Genomic DNA, 15,588 nt, shown 5'->3' with positions numbered 1-15,588 from the left:
CGCGGCTACGGCCGCCGCAGCTCCCCCAGCCACTCCACCAGCAGCCGGTTGACCTCGTCCGGTCGCTCCTGCTGGAGCCAGTGGCCGGCCCCGTCGAGGACGTGGGAGCCGACAAGGCCCGGCAGGGTCTTCGGATACGCGTCGATCGCCTCGGAGAGCCACACCGTGGAGGCGTCCCTGCCGCCGCCGAGGAACAGGGACGGCTGGGTGATCGGGGCGCCGTCGTACGCCGCGAGGTCCTCCCAGTCGCGGTCCATGTTCCGGTAGCGGGCGAGCGCGCCACTCATCCCCGTACGCTCGAACTCCCCTGCGTAGACATCGAGTTCGTCCTCCGTCAGCCAGCCGGGGCGCGTCGCGGGGAACCGGTCGCGCAGCAGGCCGCCGCGCGTGAGGAAGTGCGGGTCGGGCGCCTCGGCCCCCGGCATCGTGTCGGCGGAGAGCGCGGCGTAGATGCCCCGCAGCCAGCCCCGTACGTCCGGTTCGATCTCGGCCTCCGCGCGGCCCGGCTCCTGGAAGTACGAGACGTAGAACTCCTCTTCGCCGCCTCCCATCCCGGCGAAGACGTCGCTGGGCCGTGGGCCGCCGCGCGGCGCGTACGGAACGCTCAGCAGGCCGACCGCGCGGAAGACGTCGGGGTGGACCAGCGCGGACGTGGCGGCGATGTTCGCGCCCCAGTCGTGGCCGATCACGATCGCCGACTCCTCGCCGAGGGCGCGCACCACGGCGGCGTTGTCCTCGACGAGCTCCAGCATCCGGTAGGCGGCGATGTCGTCCGGCCACGACGAACGCCCGTACCCGCGCACGTCGATCGCGACGGCCCGGAATCCGGCGGCGGCGATCGCCGGGAGCTGGCGGCGCCACGAGTACCAGGACTCCGGGAAGCCGTGCAGCAGCAGGACCAGCGGGCCCGACCCCTGTTCCACGAGGTGGGTGCGGCCGGCCGGTGAGGGCACGAGGCGGTGGATCGGTTCGGGCAGCTCGGGCATCGTTTCCTCCAGCTCAGGGGAGTTTCGCGGCACCCTTCGATCCTGCCGTCACGACCCGTCGGTCTCCCGCTTTGTTGCCGTTCCGGCAAATCGCGGCGAGGCGACCGAGGCCAGCACCACCCCGCCCAGGATCAGCGCCATGCATCCCACCTGCGCCCACCCCATCGACTCGCCGAGGACGAGGTACGACAGCACCGCCACGCACACCGGCTGCAGGTAGTACACGACGCCCGCACGCGCCGCGCCGACCAGCGCGATCGCCTTGTTCCACGCGAAGAAGGCGACCGCCGACGACACCACGCCCACGTACAGCAGCGGCAGGGCCGTGCCCGCCCGCACCTCGAAGCCGCCCTGCACCACCACGCTCGTCACGTACACGGGCAGCAGCATCAGCGCGCCGAGCACGAACGTCGCGAACAGGAAGGCGACGCCGCCGAGCCCGCTCGGCCTGCGGCGCAGCAGGGCGCTGTACGAGCCGAAGCAGACGGCCGCCGCGACCACCCACAGGTCGCCGGGAGCGAAGTCGGGCGTGAGGGAGCCCTTGCTGACGAGGAGGACGACGCCCGCGCAGGCGATCAGGGTGCCGGTCACGCGGCGCGGCCCCAGCCGCGCCCCGCCGAGGCGTTCGTAGACCGCCATCAGCACCGGCGACGCGGCCATGATCATGCCCATGTTGCCCGCGGAGGTCGTCATCCCCGCCTGGTTGACGAGGGTGTTGTAGGTCGCGATGCCGAGCAGCGAGGCCAGCGCCACGAACTTGAAGTGCCGCCGCAGCGCCGCCCGTTCGCGCCACACCGCCCGCACGCCGAACGGCGCCACGGCCACGATCGCCACCACCCAGCGCCAGAACGCGTGCTGGATCGGCGGCACGCTGTCGTGCAGTCCGCGCGCCGTGACGAAGCTGCCGGACCAGACGACCGTGGCGAGCAGGGCGAGCGCGAGCCCGGCCCCGATGCCACCGCCAACCCCCTTGCGCATGGCGGGCGTTGACGTGGCAGGCGTGGACGTGGTGCGCGTGCGGTCGAGCAGGGCCATCTGTGTCCTTCTGGGAGGAGGGTTCGACGGCCCTACCGTCACATCCCGCTATTCATTACGTCCATCGAAAGTTTTGCACAATACCTTTCGACAGTTCCGAATGGTCGAGGGCCTTTCCCGCCCACGCCGCATAGCCGTCCGGGCGCACCAGGAGCGTCAGGTCCCGGTCGCTCGCCCAGTGCGTCACGACGGCCGCCTCCTTGGGCAGGAGTTCGGCCCCCGCCCCGTTCGCCCCCTTCGGCAGGACGAGCACGAACTTGCCCTCGCGCAGCGCCACGTAGAGCCGGGTGCCGTCGGCGAGCCGCACGTCGGGGACCCGCCTGCCGACGAGCCGGTGCGCGCCCCGCGGTCCCCCGTACGCGAAGCCGATGCCGGTCAGCCGGCCGACCGCGCGGGTGCGGGCGGGCCGGGACCTGTGCACGGTCGTGGTGACCGCCGAGCGGGCCACGCGCGTCCAGGGACGCTTGGCCATCGCGAGGCGGACCAGGCCGCCGCTGCTGCGCAGCACCGCCTTGCCGACCGGACGGCGTTCCGCCTCGTACGTGTCCAGCAGGTCCTCGCGTGCGCGGCCGTCGACGACCGCCGCCAGCTTCCAGCCGAGGTTCGCGGCGTCCTGCATGCCCGTGTTCATGCCCTGGCCGCCCGCCGGGGTGTGCACGTGGGCGGCGTCCCCGGCCAGCAGCACCCGGCCGACGCGGTACTTCGGCGCCTGCCGTTCGTCGCTGTGGAAGCGGGACATCCAGCGGGCGTCGTGCATGCCGTAGTCCCGGCCGAGGGCGAGCCGGGCGGTCTCCCTGACCTCGTCGAGGTCGAGCGGCGCGTCGTCCGACACGTCGTGCGCGCGGTTCCAGGCGATCACCCGGTAGTAGCCGTCGCCGAACGGGGCGATGAAGGCGAAGGCGTCGCCGACCGTGTTCACGGTGAGCACGTCGTCCGGCTGCTCGGCGAGCCGCACGTCGGCGAGGACCACCGAGCGGATGACGGACCTGCCGGGGAACGGCAGTCCCACGACCGAGCGCACGATGCTGCGCATTCCGTCGGCGCCGACGACGTACGCCGCGCGCAGGTCCCTCGACTCCCCGTCCGCGCGTACGTGGAGCGTGACACCGTCCGCGTCCTGCGCGAGGCCTACCACCTCGGTGTCGTAGAGGAAGCCGACCCCGGCGTCGACGGCCCGCCGTTCGAGAAGCTTCTCGACCTCGTACTGGGGGACGACGAGGAGATGGTTGAAACGCGAGGGCAGTTCGGCCAGTTCGAGGGAGAGGCTGCCGAACAGGCGCAGCCGCTGGAGCTGTTGGCCCTTCGCCTCCAGCTCGTCGGCAAGGCCCCGCGCGTCGAGCAGTTCCAGCGTGCGGGCGTGCACGGCGAACGCGCGGGAAAGGTTGCTGATCTGGTGGGGGCGCCGTTCGACGAGGGTGACGGGGACGCCCGCCGCGGCGAGGTCCCCCGCGAGCAGCAGGCCGGTCGGGCCCGCGCCGACCACGATCACTGAACCGGTGCTGTGCGGTGAGCCGGTGCTGTCCATGAGGCCTCCAGAAGCGGTGACGCCCGGATCGACCCGCCCATCCTGCCCGCGCAGACGCGTCGAGGGCACCCGCCGCGACCGAACGCGGCGGGTGCCCTCGACGGGGAAACCTTGGGGAGGCCGGGGCCTCAGCCCTGCTTCTGCTGCTTGCGGGACTTGTCGCCGAGCGCGACCAGACCGGCGATCACCAGGAACAGGACGATCGGCGTCACGACGTACAGGCCGAGCGTCTCGATCACGCTCAGGCCGGTACCCGGGTCGTCGCCGTCGTCGCGCGTGAGCGCGAGCGCGGGGGACGACATGAGCAGCATCATCAGCGTCGTACCGGAGGCCAGGGCGCCGGCGCGCAGGGCGTTCTTCTTGTCCACGAGCCCAACGTAGCGAACGCCTAAACGGCGCGCGCGTCCGGGGGGCCTGTAAGGGGCACTTCGGCCGTCGCGGGCGGCTCCGTGAACACGGCCAGCAGGGCGTGCGCGCGGGGAGATGCGGCCAGTTCCTCCAGGGTGACGGGGTGGCCCGCGGCGTCGGCGACGGGCAGCCGCCAGTTCGGGTACTCGGTCCAGGTGCCCGGCAGGTTCTGCGGGCGCCGGTCGCCCACCAGGTCGGGCAGCCACACCCCGGTCATCCGGGCGGGCGTGCGCCACAGGAACCGGTGGACCGCCCGCACCGCCTCCTCCTCGTCGTGCGTGCCGCGCGGCAGCAGGCGCATCCGGGCGAACAGGGCGAGCCACTCCGCCACCTCCGCCGCCGCCTCGGCCCCGCTCGCCGTCGACAGGCCGAGCCGCTCGCGCAGCCGTACGTCGTCGCCGCTCAGGCGGGCGGCGGTGGACGGCAGGTCGTGGGTGGTGGCGGTGGCGACGCAGTCCGTGCGCCAGGCCTCGGCGGGGACCGGCCGCCCGTCGCCCGCCCAGTCCCGCTCGAACCAGAGCACGGACGTGCCGAGCACCCCGCGCTCGTGCAGCGTCTCGCGCACGCCCGGCTCGACGGTGCCGAGGTCCTCCCCGATGACGTACGTGCCCGCGCGCGACGCCTCCAGGAGCAGCACGGCGAGCATGGCCTCGGCGTCGTAGTGGACGTAGGTGCCCTCGGTCGGAGGCGCGCCCTCCGGGATCCACCAGAGCCGGAAGAGGCCCATGACGTGGTCGATGCGGACGGCGCCCGCGTTGCGCATCACGCCGCGCAGCAGGTCGCGGAAGGCGGCGTAGCCGGTCTCGGCGAGGCGGTCGGGGCGCCACGGCGGCAGGCCCCAGTCCTGGCCGCGGGCGTTGAACGCGTCCGGGGGCGCGCCCACCCGCATGCCCTGCGCGAAGACGTCGCGCTGCGCCCACGCGTCGGCGCCGCCGGGGTGCACGCCGACCGCGAGGTCGTGCACGAGCCCGATCGGCATGCCCGCCTCGCGCGCGGCGCGCTGCGCGGCGGCGAGCTGTCCCTCGGTGAGCCAGGCGAGGCGGCAGTGGAAGTCGACGCGGTCCATCAGCTCCCGGCGGGCGTGCCCGGTCTCGGCCGAGCGCGGGTCCTGGAGGGCGGCCGGCCAGTCGTGCCAGTCGGGGCCGTGCACCTCGGCGAGCGCGCAGTACGTGGCGTGGTCCTCCAGCGCCGCTCCCTGGGCCGCGAGGAAGTCCCAGTAGGAGGCGCGGCGGCCCGGCGTGAGCGGCACCTCGTGGATCGCTTCGAGCGCCGTCCGCTTCAGCGCCCACACCGCGTCCCGGTCGATCAGCTGACCTCCGGAGAGCACCGCCTCCCGCAGCCGGGCGGCCTCCTTGGCGTGCTGGGGGACGTACGCGTACTCGGGTATGTCCTCGATCCGCAGGTGCACGGGGTCGGGGAAGCGCCGTGAGGAGGGGCGATACGGCGACGGGTCCGTGCCGCCGTCGGGCCCGCGGGGGACGGCCGCGTGCAAGGGGTTGACCTGGAGGAACCCGGTGCCGTGGGTGCGGGCCGACCAGGACGCCAGATCGGCGAGGTCCGCGAGGTCGCCCATGCCCCAGGAGCGGCGGGACAGCAGGGAGTACAGCTGGACCAGCAGGCCGTGGGCGCGCCGGGGCGGGGCCGGGGCGGTGGGCGGCGCGGCGATCAGATGGGCCTCGGCGCCGCGTCCGCCGGGCACGGCGACGCGCAGCCGGTGCGTGCCGGGCGGGGTCGCGGCGCCCGGCTCCCAGGGCTCGAAGCGGTCGCCGCCCTCCGGCCGGAGCAGCAGCTCGGCGCCTGCGGGCAGACCAGCCGCCCACCGGGGGACGCCGCCGTCGGCCCACACGACGACCGTCGGCGGCACCAGCCGCACGGGCGGCTCGACGGGGGCCGCGGTCGCGTCGACACCCAGCGCGGCAAGGGCCGCCGTCACGGCCGCGTCGGACGCGCGGACGGTACGGCCCGGCGCCGGAGAGTAGGAAGTGGCCACTCCGTGCAGCGCGGCGAGCCGGGCCAGAGTCACTGGCTCAGCCTGCGGCGATCCAGCCGGGGGTGGGCTCGGAGGTGAGCGGCGCCTCGTCGGTCATGGGCGGCTCGGAAGTCAGGGGGGCGTAGTCCGCGAAGGGCGGCTCGCTGGTGAGGGGGGCTTCGAAGGAGCAGGTGCTGGTGTCGGCCTCGTCGAGGCTGCTCAGGTCCGTGTCGTCGATCGGGCTGAGTTCCGCCTGTTTGGAGAGGGCCGAGAGCAGGAGCTGTGCTGATGCGGCCACGGGGGCCTCCTTCGTCGTAAGGCGTCGGGAGTCGGGAGCCCTACCCAGAAGGCGCGGGCGCAGACCTTTTCCGGGGAACAACGTGTTGCTGGTCACATTGTGTACGACGAAAGGAACTTTCCCACAGGGCCGCGTGAACCGGAAAAACTACGGTCTCACCAGGGAACTCGCCGGTGCGTCCGGTTCCCGCCCACGGACGGTTCTATTCTTGGGGCACCTTTCATCCCAGGTGCCTCGCGAGCCCGGATCGACCACCCCGGCCCGACCACCGACCGGATCGACCACCAAGGAGTACGTCGTGCAGCTCCGGCGCAGGAAGAGGGCGGCCGCCCTCGCGGTCGCCGTCATCGCCGGGACGCTGGGCGGGGCCACGGGGGCCGTCGCCGCTCCTCCCGTGCCGGGGACGTCCACGGGGGACCTGAAGCCGGACGCGAAGCTGCCCGCGGTGTGGCCCAGGCCGCAGTCCCTCAAGGCCTCGGACGAGGCGGACGGGGTCGCGGTCCCGGACGAGGTGACGCTCGTGGCGCCGCCCGGCTCCGACCCGTACGCCGTGGACGCGCTGCGCACGACGCTGCGCGACGCGGGCGCCCGGCACATCGGGCAGGTCGACACCGAGGCCGACGTCCCGCGCGGCGCGCGGCTCGTGGTGCGGCTCGGCACCGAGTCGCCGAAGGCCCGGTCCGGCGCGGGCGACTACCGCCACGCCTCCCCCGGCGGGAAGGCGAGCGCGCTCGACGCGACCCTGCGCGGGCTCGGCGCGAGCGCCCGCGGCGACCTGCCGTCCGGCGGCTACCGGCTCGCCGTGGGCCGCGTGTCGGGGACACCGACAGTCGCCGTCGAGGGCATCGGCGCCGACGGCCTGTTCCACGCGGCGCAGACGTTCCGGCAGCTGCTCGACGGGCGGACCGTCGCCGGAGTCGTCGTACGGGACTGGCCGGGCACGGCGGTCCGCGGGCTGACCGAGGGTTTCTACGGCACCCCGTGGACGACGCAGCAGCGCCTGGAGCAGCTCGACTTCATGGGCCGCACCAAGCAGAACCGCTACCTGTACGCGCCCGGCGACGACCTGTACCGCCAGGCGCGCTGGCGCGAGCCGTACCCGGCGGCCCAGCGCGCCGACTTCCGCAGGCTCGCCGAGCGGGCCCGTGCCAACCACGTGACGCTCGGCTGGGCGGTCGCGCCGGGTCAGGCCATGTGCATGTCGTCGCCGGACGACATCAAGACGCTCACCCGCAAGGTCGACTCGATGTGGGCGCTCGGGGCCCGCGCCTTCCAGCTGCAGTTCCAGGACGTGTCGTACAGCGAGTGGCACTGCGAGTCGGACGCGCGGGAGTTCGGCTCGGGGCCCGACGCGGCGGCGAAGGCGCAGGCGAAGGTCGCGAACGCGGTGGCCAAGCACCTGGCGGGCCGCCACCCGGACGCGGAGCCGCTGTCCCTGATGCCGACCGAGTACTACCAGGACGGCGCGACGGAGTACCGCACGGCGCTCTCCCGCGACCTGGACGACGCGGTGCAGGTCGCGTGGACGGGCGTCGGTGTGGTGCCGCGCACCATCACCGGCGGTGAACTGGCGGGCGTGCAGAGCGCGTTCGGCGGCGGCCACAAGCTGCTCACGATGGACAACTACCCGGTCAACGACTACGCGCAGGACCGGATATTCCTCGGCCCGTACATGGGCAGGGAGCCCGCGGTGGCGTCCGGTTCCGCGGCGGTCCTCGCCACGGCGATGGAGCAGCCGGCGGCCTCCCGCATCCCGCTGTTCACGACGGCGGACTACGCCTGGAACCCGCGCGACTACCGGGCGCAGGAGTCCTGGCGGGCGGCGATCGAGGATCTGGCGGACGGCGACAAGGAGACCGGGAAGGCGATCGCGGCGCTCGCGGGCAACGACGCGTCGTCGGTGCTCGGTTCGGACGAGTCGGCGTACCTGAAGCCCCTGCTCTCGGCGTTCTGGAAGGCGCGTACGACGACGGACGCGGACCGCAACAAGAAGGCGGCGAAGGCGCTGCGCGACGCGTTCACCGAGATGCGCCGCACGCCGTCGGCGCTGGACGGCACGGACCTCGACTCCGAGGTCCGCCCCTGGGCCGAGAAGCTGGGCCGCTTCGGGCAGGCGGGCGAGGCCGCGGTCGACATGCTGGAGGCGGCGGGCCGTGACGACAAGGCGGCGGCCTGGCAGGCGGCGCGCCGTCTGGGGGCCCTGCGCGAGGGCCTGAAGAAGTCGGGGATCACGGTCGGCAAGGGTGTGCTGGAGCCGTTCGTCGCGCGCGCCGAGAAGGAGTTCGCGTCCTGGTCGGGCACGGACCGCGCGGACGCGTCGAAGGGCGCGCGGACCGAACTCCCCCGCCCCCGCACGCTGTCCACGGTCACCGTCCTCGCCGACCCCGGCGCCTCGGGCGCGGTCGAGGCGCACGTACCCGGCGAGGGCTGGAAGCGCGTCGGCACGCTCGCCGGCAGCGGCTTCACGGAACTGAAGGCGAAGAACACGCGGGCGGACGCGGTACGGGTCACGGGCGCCGCGGACGACGCGGTGTCCCACATCGTGCCCTGGTACGCGGACGCCCCCGAGGCCTCCGTCTCCCTCGCCCGCACCGAGACCGACGCGGAGATCGGCGGCAGGCCCCAGCGGATCACGGCCCATCTGACGGCGCAGCGCCCGGCCGACGTCCGCGGCCGCCTCACGGCGAAGGCCCCGCACGGCATCAAGGTCGAACTGCCGCACCGGTCCGAACTCCCGCGCGGCACAAAGGTGGACGTGCCGGTGCAGGTCACGGTCCCCGAGGACACCCCGGCGGGCACGTACGAGATCACGTTGCGCTTCGGCGACGAGACCCGCACGCTCTCGGTCCGCGCCTACCCGCGCACGGCGGGCCCCGACCTGGCCCGCTCCGGCAAGGCCTCCTCCTCGGCGGACGAGACCCCGGACTTCCCGGCGAAGGACGCCAATGACGGCCGGTCCGACACCCGTTGGTCGTCCCCCGTCAAGGACGGCGAATGGTGGCAGGTCGAACTCGCCAAGCCGACCCGCCTCGGCCTGGTGACCCTCCACTGGCAGGACGCCTACGCCAAGCACTACCGCGTCCAGACGTCCTCCGACGGCCGCACCTGGCGCACGGCGGCGACCGTCCGCGACGGCCAGGGCGGCCACGAGTCGGTCCGCATGGACGCGAAGGACACCCGCTTCGTCCGCGTCGTGGGCGACAAGAGGGCGACGCAGTACGGGTTCTCGTTGTGGTCGGTGGGGGCGTACGGGGTGGCCACGGACCACCGGGACTGACCCTCAGGGCTCAGCGGCAAACGGAGTGGGGACTGCTACTTGTCCCGGCTCGCGTCTCACTATGTACTCGGTACATATACGCCGTACATACTGCCTCCATGAGCACCCGCCACGTCCTGCTGGGGCTGCTCGCCGACGGTCCACGCCACGGCTACGACCTCAAGCGACGGCACGACGAACGATTCCCGCAGGCCCGCCCTCTCGCCTACGCGCAGGTCTACACGACCCTGCAGCGACTGGTCCGCGACGGACTGGTGAAGGTCGACGGCACCGACTCCGACGGCGGACCCGAGCGCACGCTGTACCGGTCGACGCCCGAAGGCAGCAGCGAACTCCTCGACTGGGCAGGGGAGATCACCCCGCCCGCGCCGCACGTCGCCAACGAGATCTTCGCCAAGGTCGTCGTCTCCATCCTGGTCGCCGACCAGGGCGCCGACCCCGCCGCCCACCTGCTGGCCCAGCGGGCCGCGCACATGGCACGGATGCGTGAACTCACCGCCGTGAAGAGCGATCCGGGCGCCGATCTGACCACCGTTCTCTCCGCCGACTACGCCCTCGTCCACCTCGACGCCGACCTGCGCTGGATGACCACCACCGCCGCCCGGCTCACCACCCTGACCGCGGAGGTCACCGCAGCATGAGCACACTCCTGACAGCCGTGGGACTCACGAAGTCCTACGGCAGAACACCCGCGCTCCGCGGCGCCGGTGTCGAGATCCGCCCCGGCGAGATCCTCGCCGTCTCGGGCGCCAGTGGCAGCGGCAAGTCGACGCTGCTGCACTGCCTGGCCGGCATCGTGCACCCCGACCAGGGGTCGGTGACGTACAACGGCGAGCGGCTCGACCGGCTCGACGAGGAGCGGCTGAGCGAGCTGCGCCGCACCGAGTTCGGGATCGTCTTCCAATTCGGCCAGCTGATACCGGAGTTGAACGCCCTCGACAACGTCGCCCTGCCGCTGCTGCTCGCCGGCCGGCCGCGTGCGGCGGCGCAGGCGGAGGCCGACGCGTGGCTGGAGCGGTTCGGCGTGCGCGGGCAGCGCGACGCACGGCTCGGCGAGATGAGCGGCGGACAGAGCCAACGGGTCGCGCTCGCACGGGCGTTGGTGACCGGCCCGAAGGTCGTCTTCGCCGACGAGCCGACCGGGGCCCTCGACTCGCTCGCCACCGAACAGGTACTCATGTCCCTGGTCCACGCGTCCCGCGAGACGCACACGGCCGTGGTCCTGGTGACGCACGAGGCGCAGGTGGCGGCCTACGCGGACCGGGAGGTGTGCCTGCAGGACGGGGTGGTGCAGGAGAGCTCCGTGCCCACGGTGGCGGTGGCCGAATGAGCGTCTCCTCCGATCTGCGCCTCGCCTGGCTGCTGACCCGCGGCGCGGACCGCCTGGAGCGGCGGCGGGCGGCGCTCACGGTACTCGGCGCGGCCGTGGCGACCGGGTTCGCGTGCGCGGCCGTTGCCCTGGCGAGCGTGCGGGGCCAGGTCTGGTTCCCGTACGGGAACGGCCTGTTGGACCAGCCGGGCACTCGGCACGGCGTCGTGGCCGGGCTGCTCCTGCTCCTCGTCCCGGTACTCGGCTTCCTCGGGCAGTGCGCCCGGATCGGCGCGGTCCACCGCGACCGGCGGCTCGCCGGGCTGCGGCTCGGCGGGGCGGGCCCGAAGCAGGTGCGGCGGATCGCGGCCCTGGAAGCCGGGCTCGCCTGCCTGGCGGGATCGCTCGTCGGATGCGCGGTGTTCGCGACGGCGGCACTGAGCTCGGGCCGGGCGGTCGACCCCCTCGCGTGGCTGGGCGCCGTCGGCGTGGCGCTCGCCATGCCCGTGCTCGGCGTCCTGGTGAGCACGCTGGCGCTGCGCCGGGTCATCACCTCGCCGCTGGGGCACGTGCGGCGGGAGCGGGCGGGGCGGGGGCCGCGACCGGTCGTCGGTCTGCTGGTGCCCGCCGTCCTCGTCGCGCTCGGCACGGGAATCGTCCTGGCGCGCGGCACCTCCGGCACGCTCGCGTCCCTGCCGCTGTTCGTCGTCGGCGCCGTCGTACTGAGCGGGGCGGGTGCCATCTGGGTCGCGGGGACGGCCGCCCGGCTCGTCGGACAGCGGCTGGCCCCGCGCACCGAACGCCCCGAAGTGCTGCTCGCCGCACACCGGCTGCGGGAGGACGCGTGGGCGGCGGCCCGCAGCCACGCGGCCGTCATCCTGGTCACCGTCGTCGGGGTCGGCCTGGCCGGGATCCGGGAGATCCTGCTCGACCAGCTGGCGACGAACGCGGCCGAGACCGGTGTGCCGCAGGACGTCGGCTACTACACGTACGGCCTGAACCTCACGGCCGCCGCCGTCCTGATCGCCCTCCTGATCAGCCTGGCGGCGCTCGCCGTGGGCACCGGCGAGTCGCTGTCCTCGAGGCGCCGGGCGCTCGCCTCGCAGGTCGCGGCCGGGGTGCCGCGCCGGATCCTGACCCGGTCCCTGCTCCTGGAGACGGGGCTGCCGCTGGCCCCGGCCCTCGTCCTGGCGACCGTCGGCGGTACGGCGATCCACGCGGCGTACGCGATGCTCGCCCGGCAACCGGTCCCCTGGGCGCTGCCGCTCCTCGTCCCGGTCGGCGTCTACGCGTCCTGCCTGCTGGCCACGGCCGTGGCCCTGCCGCTGCTGCGCCGCTCGACACACCCCTCGCAGCTCCGGGCGGTGTGAAGGGTTCTGATACGAGGGCGGGGCGCGGGAGAAGAACTCCCGCGCCCCGCGCTCGTCGTACGGACGGCTACTTCGAAAGGTTCGGCTGCTGGATCGGGGACGCCGCCAGGGACTGCGGGGACGTCGCCGACGCGTAGGCCGACGGGGCCGACACGCCTGCCGAGGGGTCGGCCGCGGCCTCGCCCTCCGGCTGGACCGGGACGCCGCCGACGATGCGGATGCCCGCCTCGTCGAAGGCCCGCTTGATGCGCCAGCGCAGCTCGCGCGAGATGGTCAGGGCCTTGCCCGGCATGGTCTTGGCGGAGACACCGACCACCATGGAGTCGAGCAGCACGCTGTCCAGGCCGAGCACCTCGACCGGGCCCCACAGCATCTCGTTCCACGGCTCGGCCTTGCTCATGGCCTCGGCGACCTCGGTCAGCGTCGCCTTGACCTTGTCGAGGTCCTCGTCGGCGCGGACGGTGACGTCGACGGCCGCGGTGGACCAGCCCTGGGAGAGGTTGCCGATCCGCTTGACCTCGCCGTTGCGGACGTACCAGATCTCGCCCTCGGCGCCCCGCAGCTTCGTCACGCGCAGGCCGACCTCGATGACCTCACCGGAGGCGACGCCCGCGTCGATCGTGTCCCCGACGCCGTACTGGTCCTCAAGGATCATGAAGACGCCGGAGAGGAAGTCGGTGACCAGGTTGCGCGCGCCGAAACCGATCGCGACACCGGCCACACCGGCGGAGGCGAGCAGCGGCGCGAGGTTGATCTTGAAGGCGCCGAGCACCATGAGGGCGGCGGTGCCCAGGATGAGGAACGAGGCCACGGAGCGCAGCACGCTGCCGATCGCCTCCGAACGCTGGCGGCGTCGCTCGACGTTCACAAGAAGTCCACCGAGCGCGGTGCTGGCACCGCTCTCGCCCCTGCGGTTCATCCGCTCGACGAACTTGGTGATGGTCCTGCGTATCACCGCACGCAGCACGAACGCGATGACGACGATCAGCAGAATCCGCAGGCCCACGCTCAGCCAGGTGGACCAGTTCTGCTCGACCCAGCCGGCGGCCTGACCGGCCTGCTCCTGGGCGTCCTTGAGGGTGTGTCGATCGGGGTCGGCCGAGGCATCGCTCGCCCCCGCGGCAGACAGGACGGACAAGATCACGGCAGGTACCTCCAGGCTTAGCCATCTGCCCGCCTCGGGACAACGCTCTGGGAACAGGAGCGGGCAGACCCACCACACTAACGGGGCATTGTGTGTGGATCGTCGTCATGTTCAAGGGAGAGACGGTGATCACCGGGTGACCCGTGCCGCACCAAGGGTCTCCACGGGGTTCGCGCCGGGAATGAAGGGCGTGTGGTCGAAAACACTCCCAGCCCGTTACGTGGACATGGTGGCGCCATGACCAGCCGTGAGGGGAGACTGGCTAGGAGATCGTCCCGGCGCGAGCCACGCGCCGCCGGCGTACAAGGAGGCATCCGTGCCGCATGTCCTGGTCCTCAACGCGTCGTACGAGCCCCTCGGCGTCGTACCGCTCCGCCGCGCGCTCGTACTCGTACTCGAGAACAAGGCCACGTGCCTCGAGGAGTCCGGCGCCTTCATGCACAGCGCCACACGAACCGTCGCCGCCCCCAGCGTGGTCCGGCTCAAAAGGTTTGTCCGGGTGCCCTACCGGGGGCCCGTTCCTCTGACCCGACGCGCACTGTTCGCCCGTGACGGCGGCCGGTGCATGTACTGCGGTGGCGTCGCAACCAGCGTCGACCACGTGATTCCGCGCAGTCGCGGGGGTCAGCACGCCTGGGAGAACGTGGTGGCGTCGTGCCGCCGCTGCAACCATGTCAAGGCCGACCGCCACCTCGTGGAGATCGGCTGGCGTCTGCGCCACAAGCCCGCACCGCCGACGGGCCTCGCGTGGCGCATCATCGGGACCGGACATAGGGACCCGCGCTGGTTGCCGTATCTGCAACCGTTCGGCGCGGACGAGGCCCTGGCCCGGATCGAAGGCATTTCAGCCTGACCTTCGATCCGGGTTCTTGCGTTTCGGGGGCGCAGGCCGCACACCGCGGCCTGCGCCTCACGCGTTCCCGCACGCGGACGCTGTTCACACTCCCCGATTGACTCGCACTCCCCTATTGACGGCACCTTCCCGGGCGACTTACGTTCCTCGCAACCAGATAGGAAACCTTCCTAACAGAACGAGGAGGCCGGACCCCGATGGCTGCCACCCCCGGCACCCCCAGCGTGCTGCGCGCCATGAACGACCGCGCCGCGCTCGACCTCCTCGTCGCCCACGGCCCGCTCACCCGCACCCGGATCGGTGAGCTGACCGGCCTCTCCAAGCCGACGACCTCGCAGCTGCTCGGCCGCCTCGAAACCGCCGGCCTCGTCCGCACCACCGGCAGCCAGACCGGCCGCCCGGGCCCCAACGCCCTGCTGTACGAGATCGACCCCGGCGCCGCGCACGTCGCCGCCCTGTCCGCCGACCCGACCGGCATCACCGCCGTCGTCGCCGACATCACCGGCGCCGAGCGCGGCCGCCGCCGCATCGAGGCCAGGGCCGTCAGCGAGGACGTGCGGCACCGCACCGCGCAGCTCGTCGCCGAGGCCACCGACGGGGCGCTGCGCCAGGCGGGGCTCGGCCGCGCCGACCTGACCGCCACCGTCATCGGCACCCCCGGCGCCATCGACCCGCACACCGGCCAGCTCCGCTACGCCCCGCACCTGCCGGGCTGGCACTCGCGCACACTGCGCGACGACCTCGCCGAGGTGCTCGGCACCCCCGTCTCCATCGAGAACGACGTCAACCTCGCCGCGATCGCCGAGCAGTACGAGGGCGCCGCACAGGACCACGACGACTTCGTGCTCGCCTACGTCGACGAGGGCGTCGGCGCCGCGATCGTGCTCGGCGGGACGCTGCTGCGCGGGGCGACCGGCGGGGCGGGCGAGATCGGCTACATGCCGCTGCCGGGGGCCCCGCTGGCCCGCGGCGGCTCCGACACCGTCGCCCGCTCGGACGGGGGCGGCGGGCTGCAGAGCCTCGTCGCCGCCGCCGCGGTGCGCGAACTCGCGGGTGGCGCGAAGGACTTGGCCGAGGCGATGCGCGACGACCGGGTCCTCGACGAGGTGGCCGTGCGGCTCGCGGCCGGACTCGCCTCCGTCGTCGCCGTCGTCGACCCCGAACTCGTCGTCCTGTCCGGCCAGGTGGCCAGGGCCGGGGGCGACGCCCTGCGCGACCGCGTGGAGGAACAGCTCAGCGGGCTCGCCCTCCCCCGCCCCCAGCTGCGCCTCAGCGACCTCACCGGCGACCCCATCCTCACGGGCGCCCTGCGCACCGCCCTCACCCGGGCCCGCGCCACGGTCTTCGACACCAGCACCCCCGCGTAACCCCTCACTCGCAGAAGATCCCCACCCCCGTACACGCAAAGGACGTT

At 73.3% G+C, this 15,588-nt stretch carries 13 protein-coding genes; 6 read left to right on the top strand and 7 right to left on the bottom strand.

Going from position 1 to position 15,588, the window contains the following annotated elements; translation table 11 throughout:
• Window positions 1-5: 5 nt before the first annotated feature.
• From ACY34M_RS01850 to ACY34M_RS01825, 6 genes are all read right to left on the bottom strand, one after another.
• Window positions 6-986, bottom strand: a complete 981-nt coding sequence (locus ACY34M_RS01850; protein WP_462717244.1) for an alpha/beta fold hydrolase — start codon at window positions 984-986, stop codon at window positions 6-8.
• Between the two features lie 48 nt (window positions 987-1,034).
• The gene (locus ACY34M_RS01845) at window positions 1,035-2,021 is read right to left on the bottom strand and encodes a DMT family transporter (RefSeq protein WP_462717243.1); all 987 of its coding nucleotides are present in this window, start codon (window positions 2,019-2,021) and stop codon (window positions 1,035-1,037) included.
• A 55-nt stretch (window positions 2,022-2,076) separates the two neighbouring features.
• Window positions 2,077-3,546 (bottom strand): FAD-dependent monooxygenase, encoded by a 1,470-nt coding sequence (locus tag ACY34M_RS01840; protein WP_462717242.1) that lies wholly within the window; start codon window positions 3,544-3,546, stop codon window positions 2,077-2,079.
• A gap of 128 nt (window positions 3,547-3,674) precedes the next feature.
• Window positions 3,675-3,914: a hypothetical protein gene (locus tag ACY34M_RS01835; RefSeq protein WP_462717241.1), complete on the bottom strand. Its 240-nt coding sequence runs from the start codon at window positions 3,912-3,914 to the stop codon at window positions 3,675-3,677.
• 20 nt (window positions 3,915-3,934) lie between these two features.
• Window positions 3,935-5,977 carry a 4-alpha-glucanotransferase gene (gene malQ, locus ACY34M_RS01830; RefSeq protein WP_462717240.1) on the bottom strand — a complete coding sequence of 681 codons (2,043 nt, stop codon included), beginning with the start codon at window positions 5,975-5,977 and terminating at the stop codon, window positions 3,935-3,937.
• Between the two features lie 4 nt (window positions 5,978-5,981).
• Window positions 5,982-6,221, bottom strand: coding sequence for a hypothetical protein (locus ACY34M_RS01825; protein ID WP_462717239.1), 240 nt, complete (start codon window positions 6,219-6,221; stop codon window positions 5,982-5,984).
• Window positions 6,222-6,519: 298 nt separating this feature from the next.
• On the opposite strand from ACY34M_RS01825, the gene ACY34M_RS01820 reads away from it, so the two are divergent.
• From ACY34M_RS01820 to ACY34M_RS01805, 4 genes are all read left to right on the top strand, one after another.
• The gene (locus ACY34M_RS01820) at window positions 6,520-9,498 is read left to right on the top strand and encodes a beta-N-acetylglucosaminidase domain-containing protein (protein ID WP_462717709.1); all 2,979 of its coding nucleotides are present in this window, start codon (window positions 6,520-6,522) and stop codon (window positions 9,496-9,498) included.
• A gap of 98 nt (window positions 9,499-9,596) precedes the next feature.
• Window positions 9,597-10,139: a PadR family transcriptional regulator gene (locus ACY34M_RS01815; RefSeq protein ID WP_462717238.1), complete on the top strand. Its 543-nt coding sequence runs from the start codon at window positions 9,597-9,599 to the stop codon at window positions 10,137-10,139.
• The gene (locus ACY34M_RS01810; RefSeq protein WP_462717237.1) at window positions 10,136-10,828 is read left to right on the top strand and encodes an ABC transporter ATP-binding protein; all 693 of its coding nucleotides are present in this window, start codon (window positions 10,136-10,138) and stop codon (window positions 10,826-10,828) included. Before ACY34M_RS01815 ends, ACY34M_RS01810 begins: the two co-directional genes overlap by 4 nt.
• The gene (locus tag ACY34M_RS01805) at window positions 10,825-12,177 is read left to right on the top strand and encodes an FtsX-like permease family protein (RefSeq protein ID WP_462717236.1); all 1,353 of its coding nucleotides are present in this window, start codon (window positions 10,825-10,827) and stop codon (window positions 12,175-12,177) included. The genes ACY34M_RS01810 and ACY34M_RS01805 overlap by 4 nt, the downstream gene beginning before the upstream one ends.
• A gap of 67 nt (window positions 12,178-12,244) precedes the next feature.
• On the opposite strand, the gene ACY34M_RS01800 is transcribed toward ACY34M_RS01805, so the two are convergent.
• Window positions 12,245-13,321 carry a mechanosensitive ion channel family protein gene (locus tag ACY34M_RS01800; RefSeq protein ID WP_462717235.1) on the bottom strand — a complete coding sequence of 359 codons (1,077 nt, stop codon included), beginning with the start codon at window positions 13,319-13,321 and terminating at the stop codon, window positions 12,245-12,247.
• A 316-nt stretch (window positions 13,322-13,637) separates the two neighbouring features.
• Between ACY34M_RS01800 and ACY34M_RS01795 the strand changes: the two genes are divergently transcribed.
• Window positions 13,638-14,174, top strand: coding sequence for an HNH endonuclease (locus tag ACY34M_RS01795; protein WP_462717234.1), 537 nt, complete (start codon window positions 13,638-13,640; stop codon window positions 14,172-14,174).
• Between the two features lie 197 nt (window positions 14,175-14,371).
• Entirely contained in the window at window positions 14,372-15,541 is a 1,170-nt protein-coding gene (locus ACY34M_RS01790) for an ROK family transcriptional regulator (protein ID WP_462717233.1), read from the top strand.
• Window positions 15,542-15,588: the final 47 nt, after the last annotated feature.

The organism is Streptomyces sp. EDA2-14 (assembly GCF_054963755.1).
The sequence above is the reverse complement of the archived record's forward strand: the minus strand, read 5'-3'. Positions and strand labels throughout refer to the sequence as shown.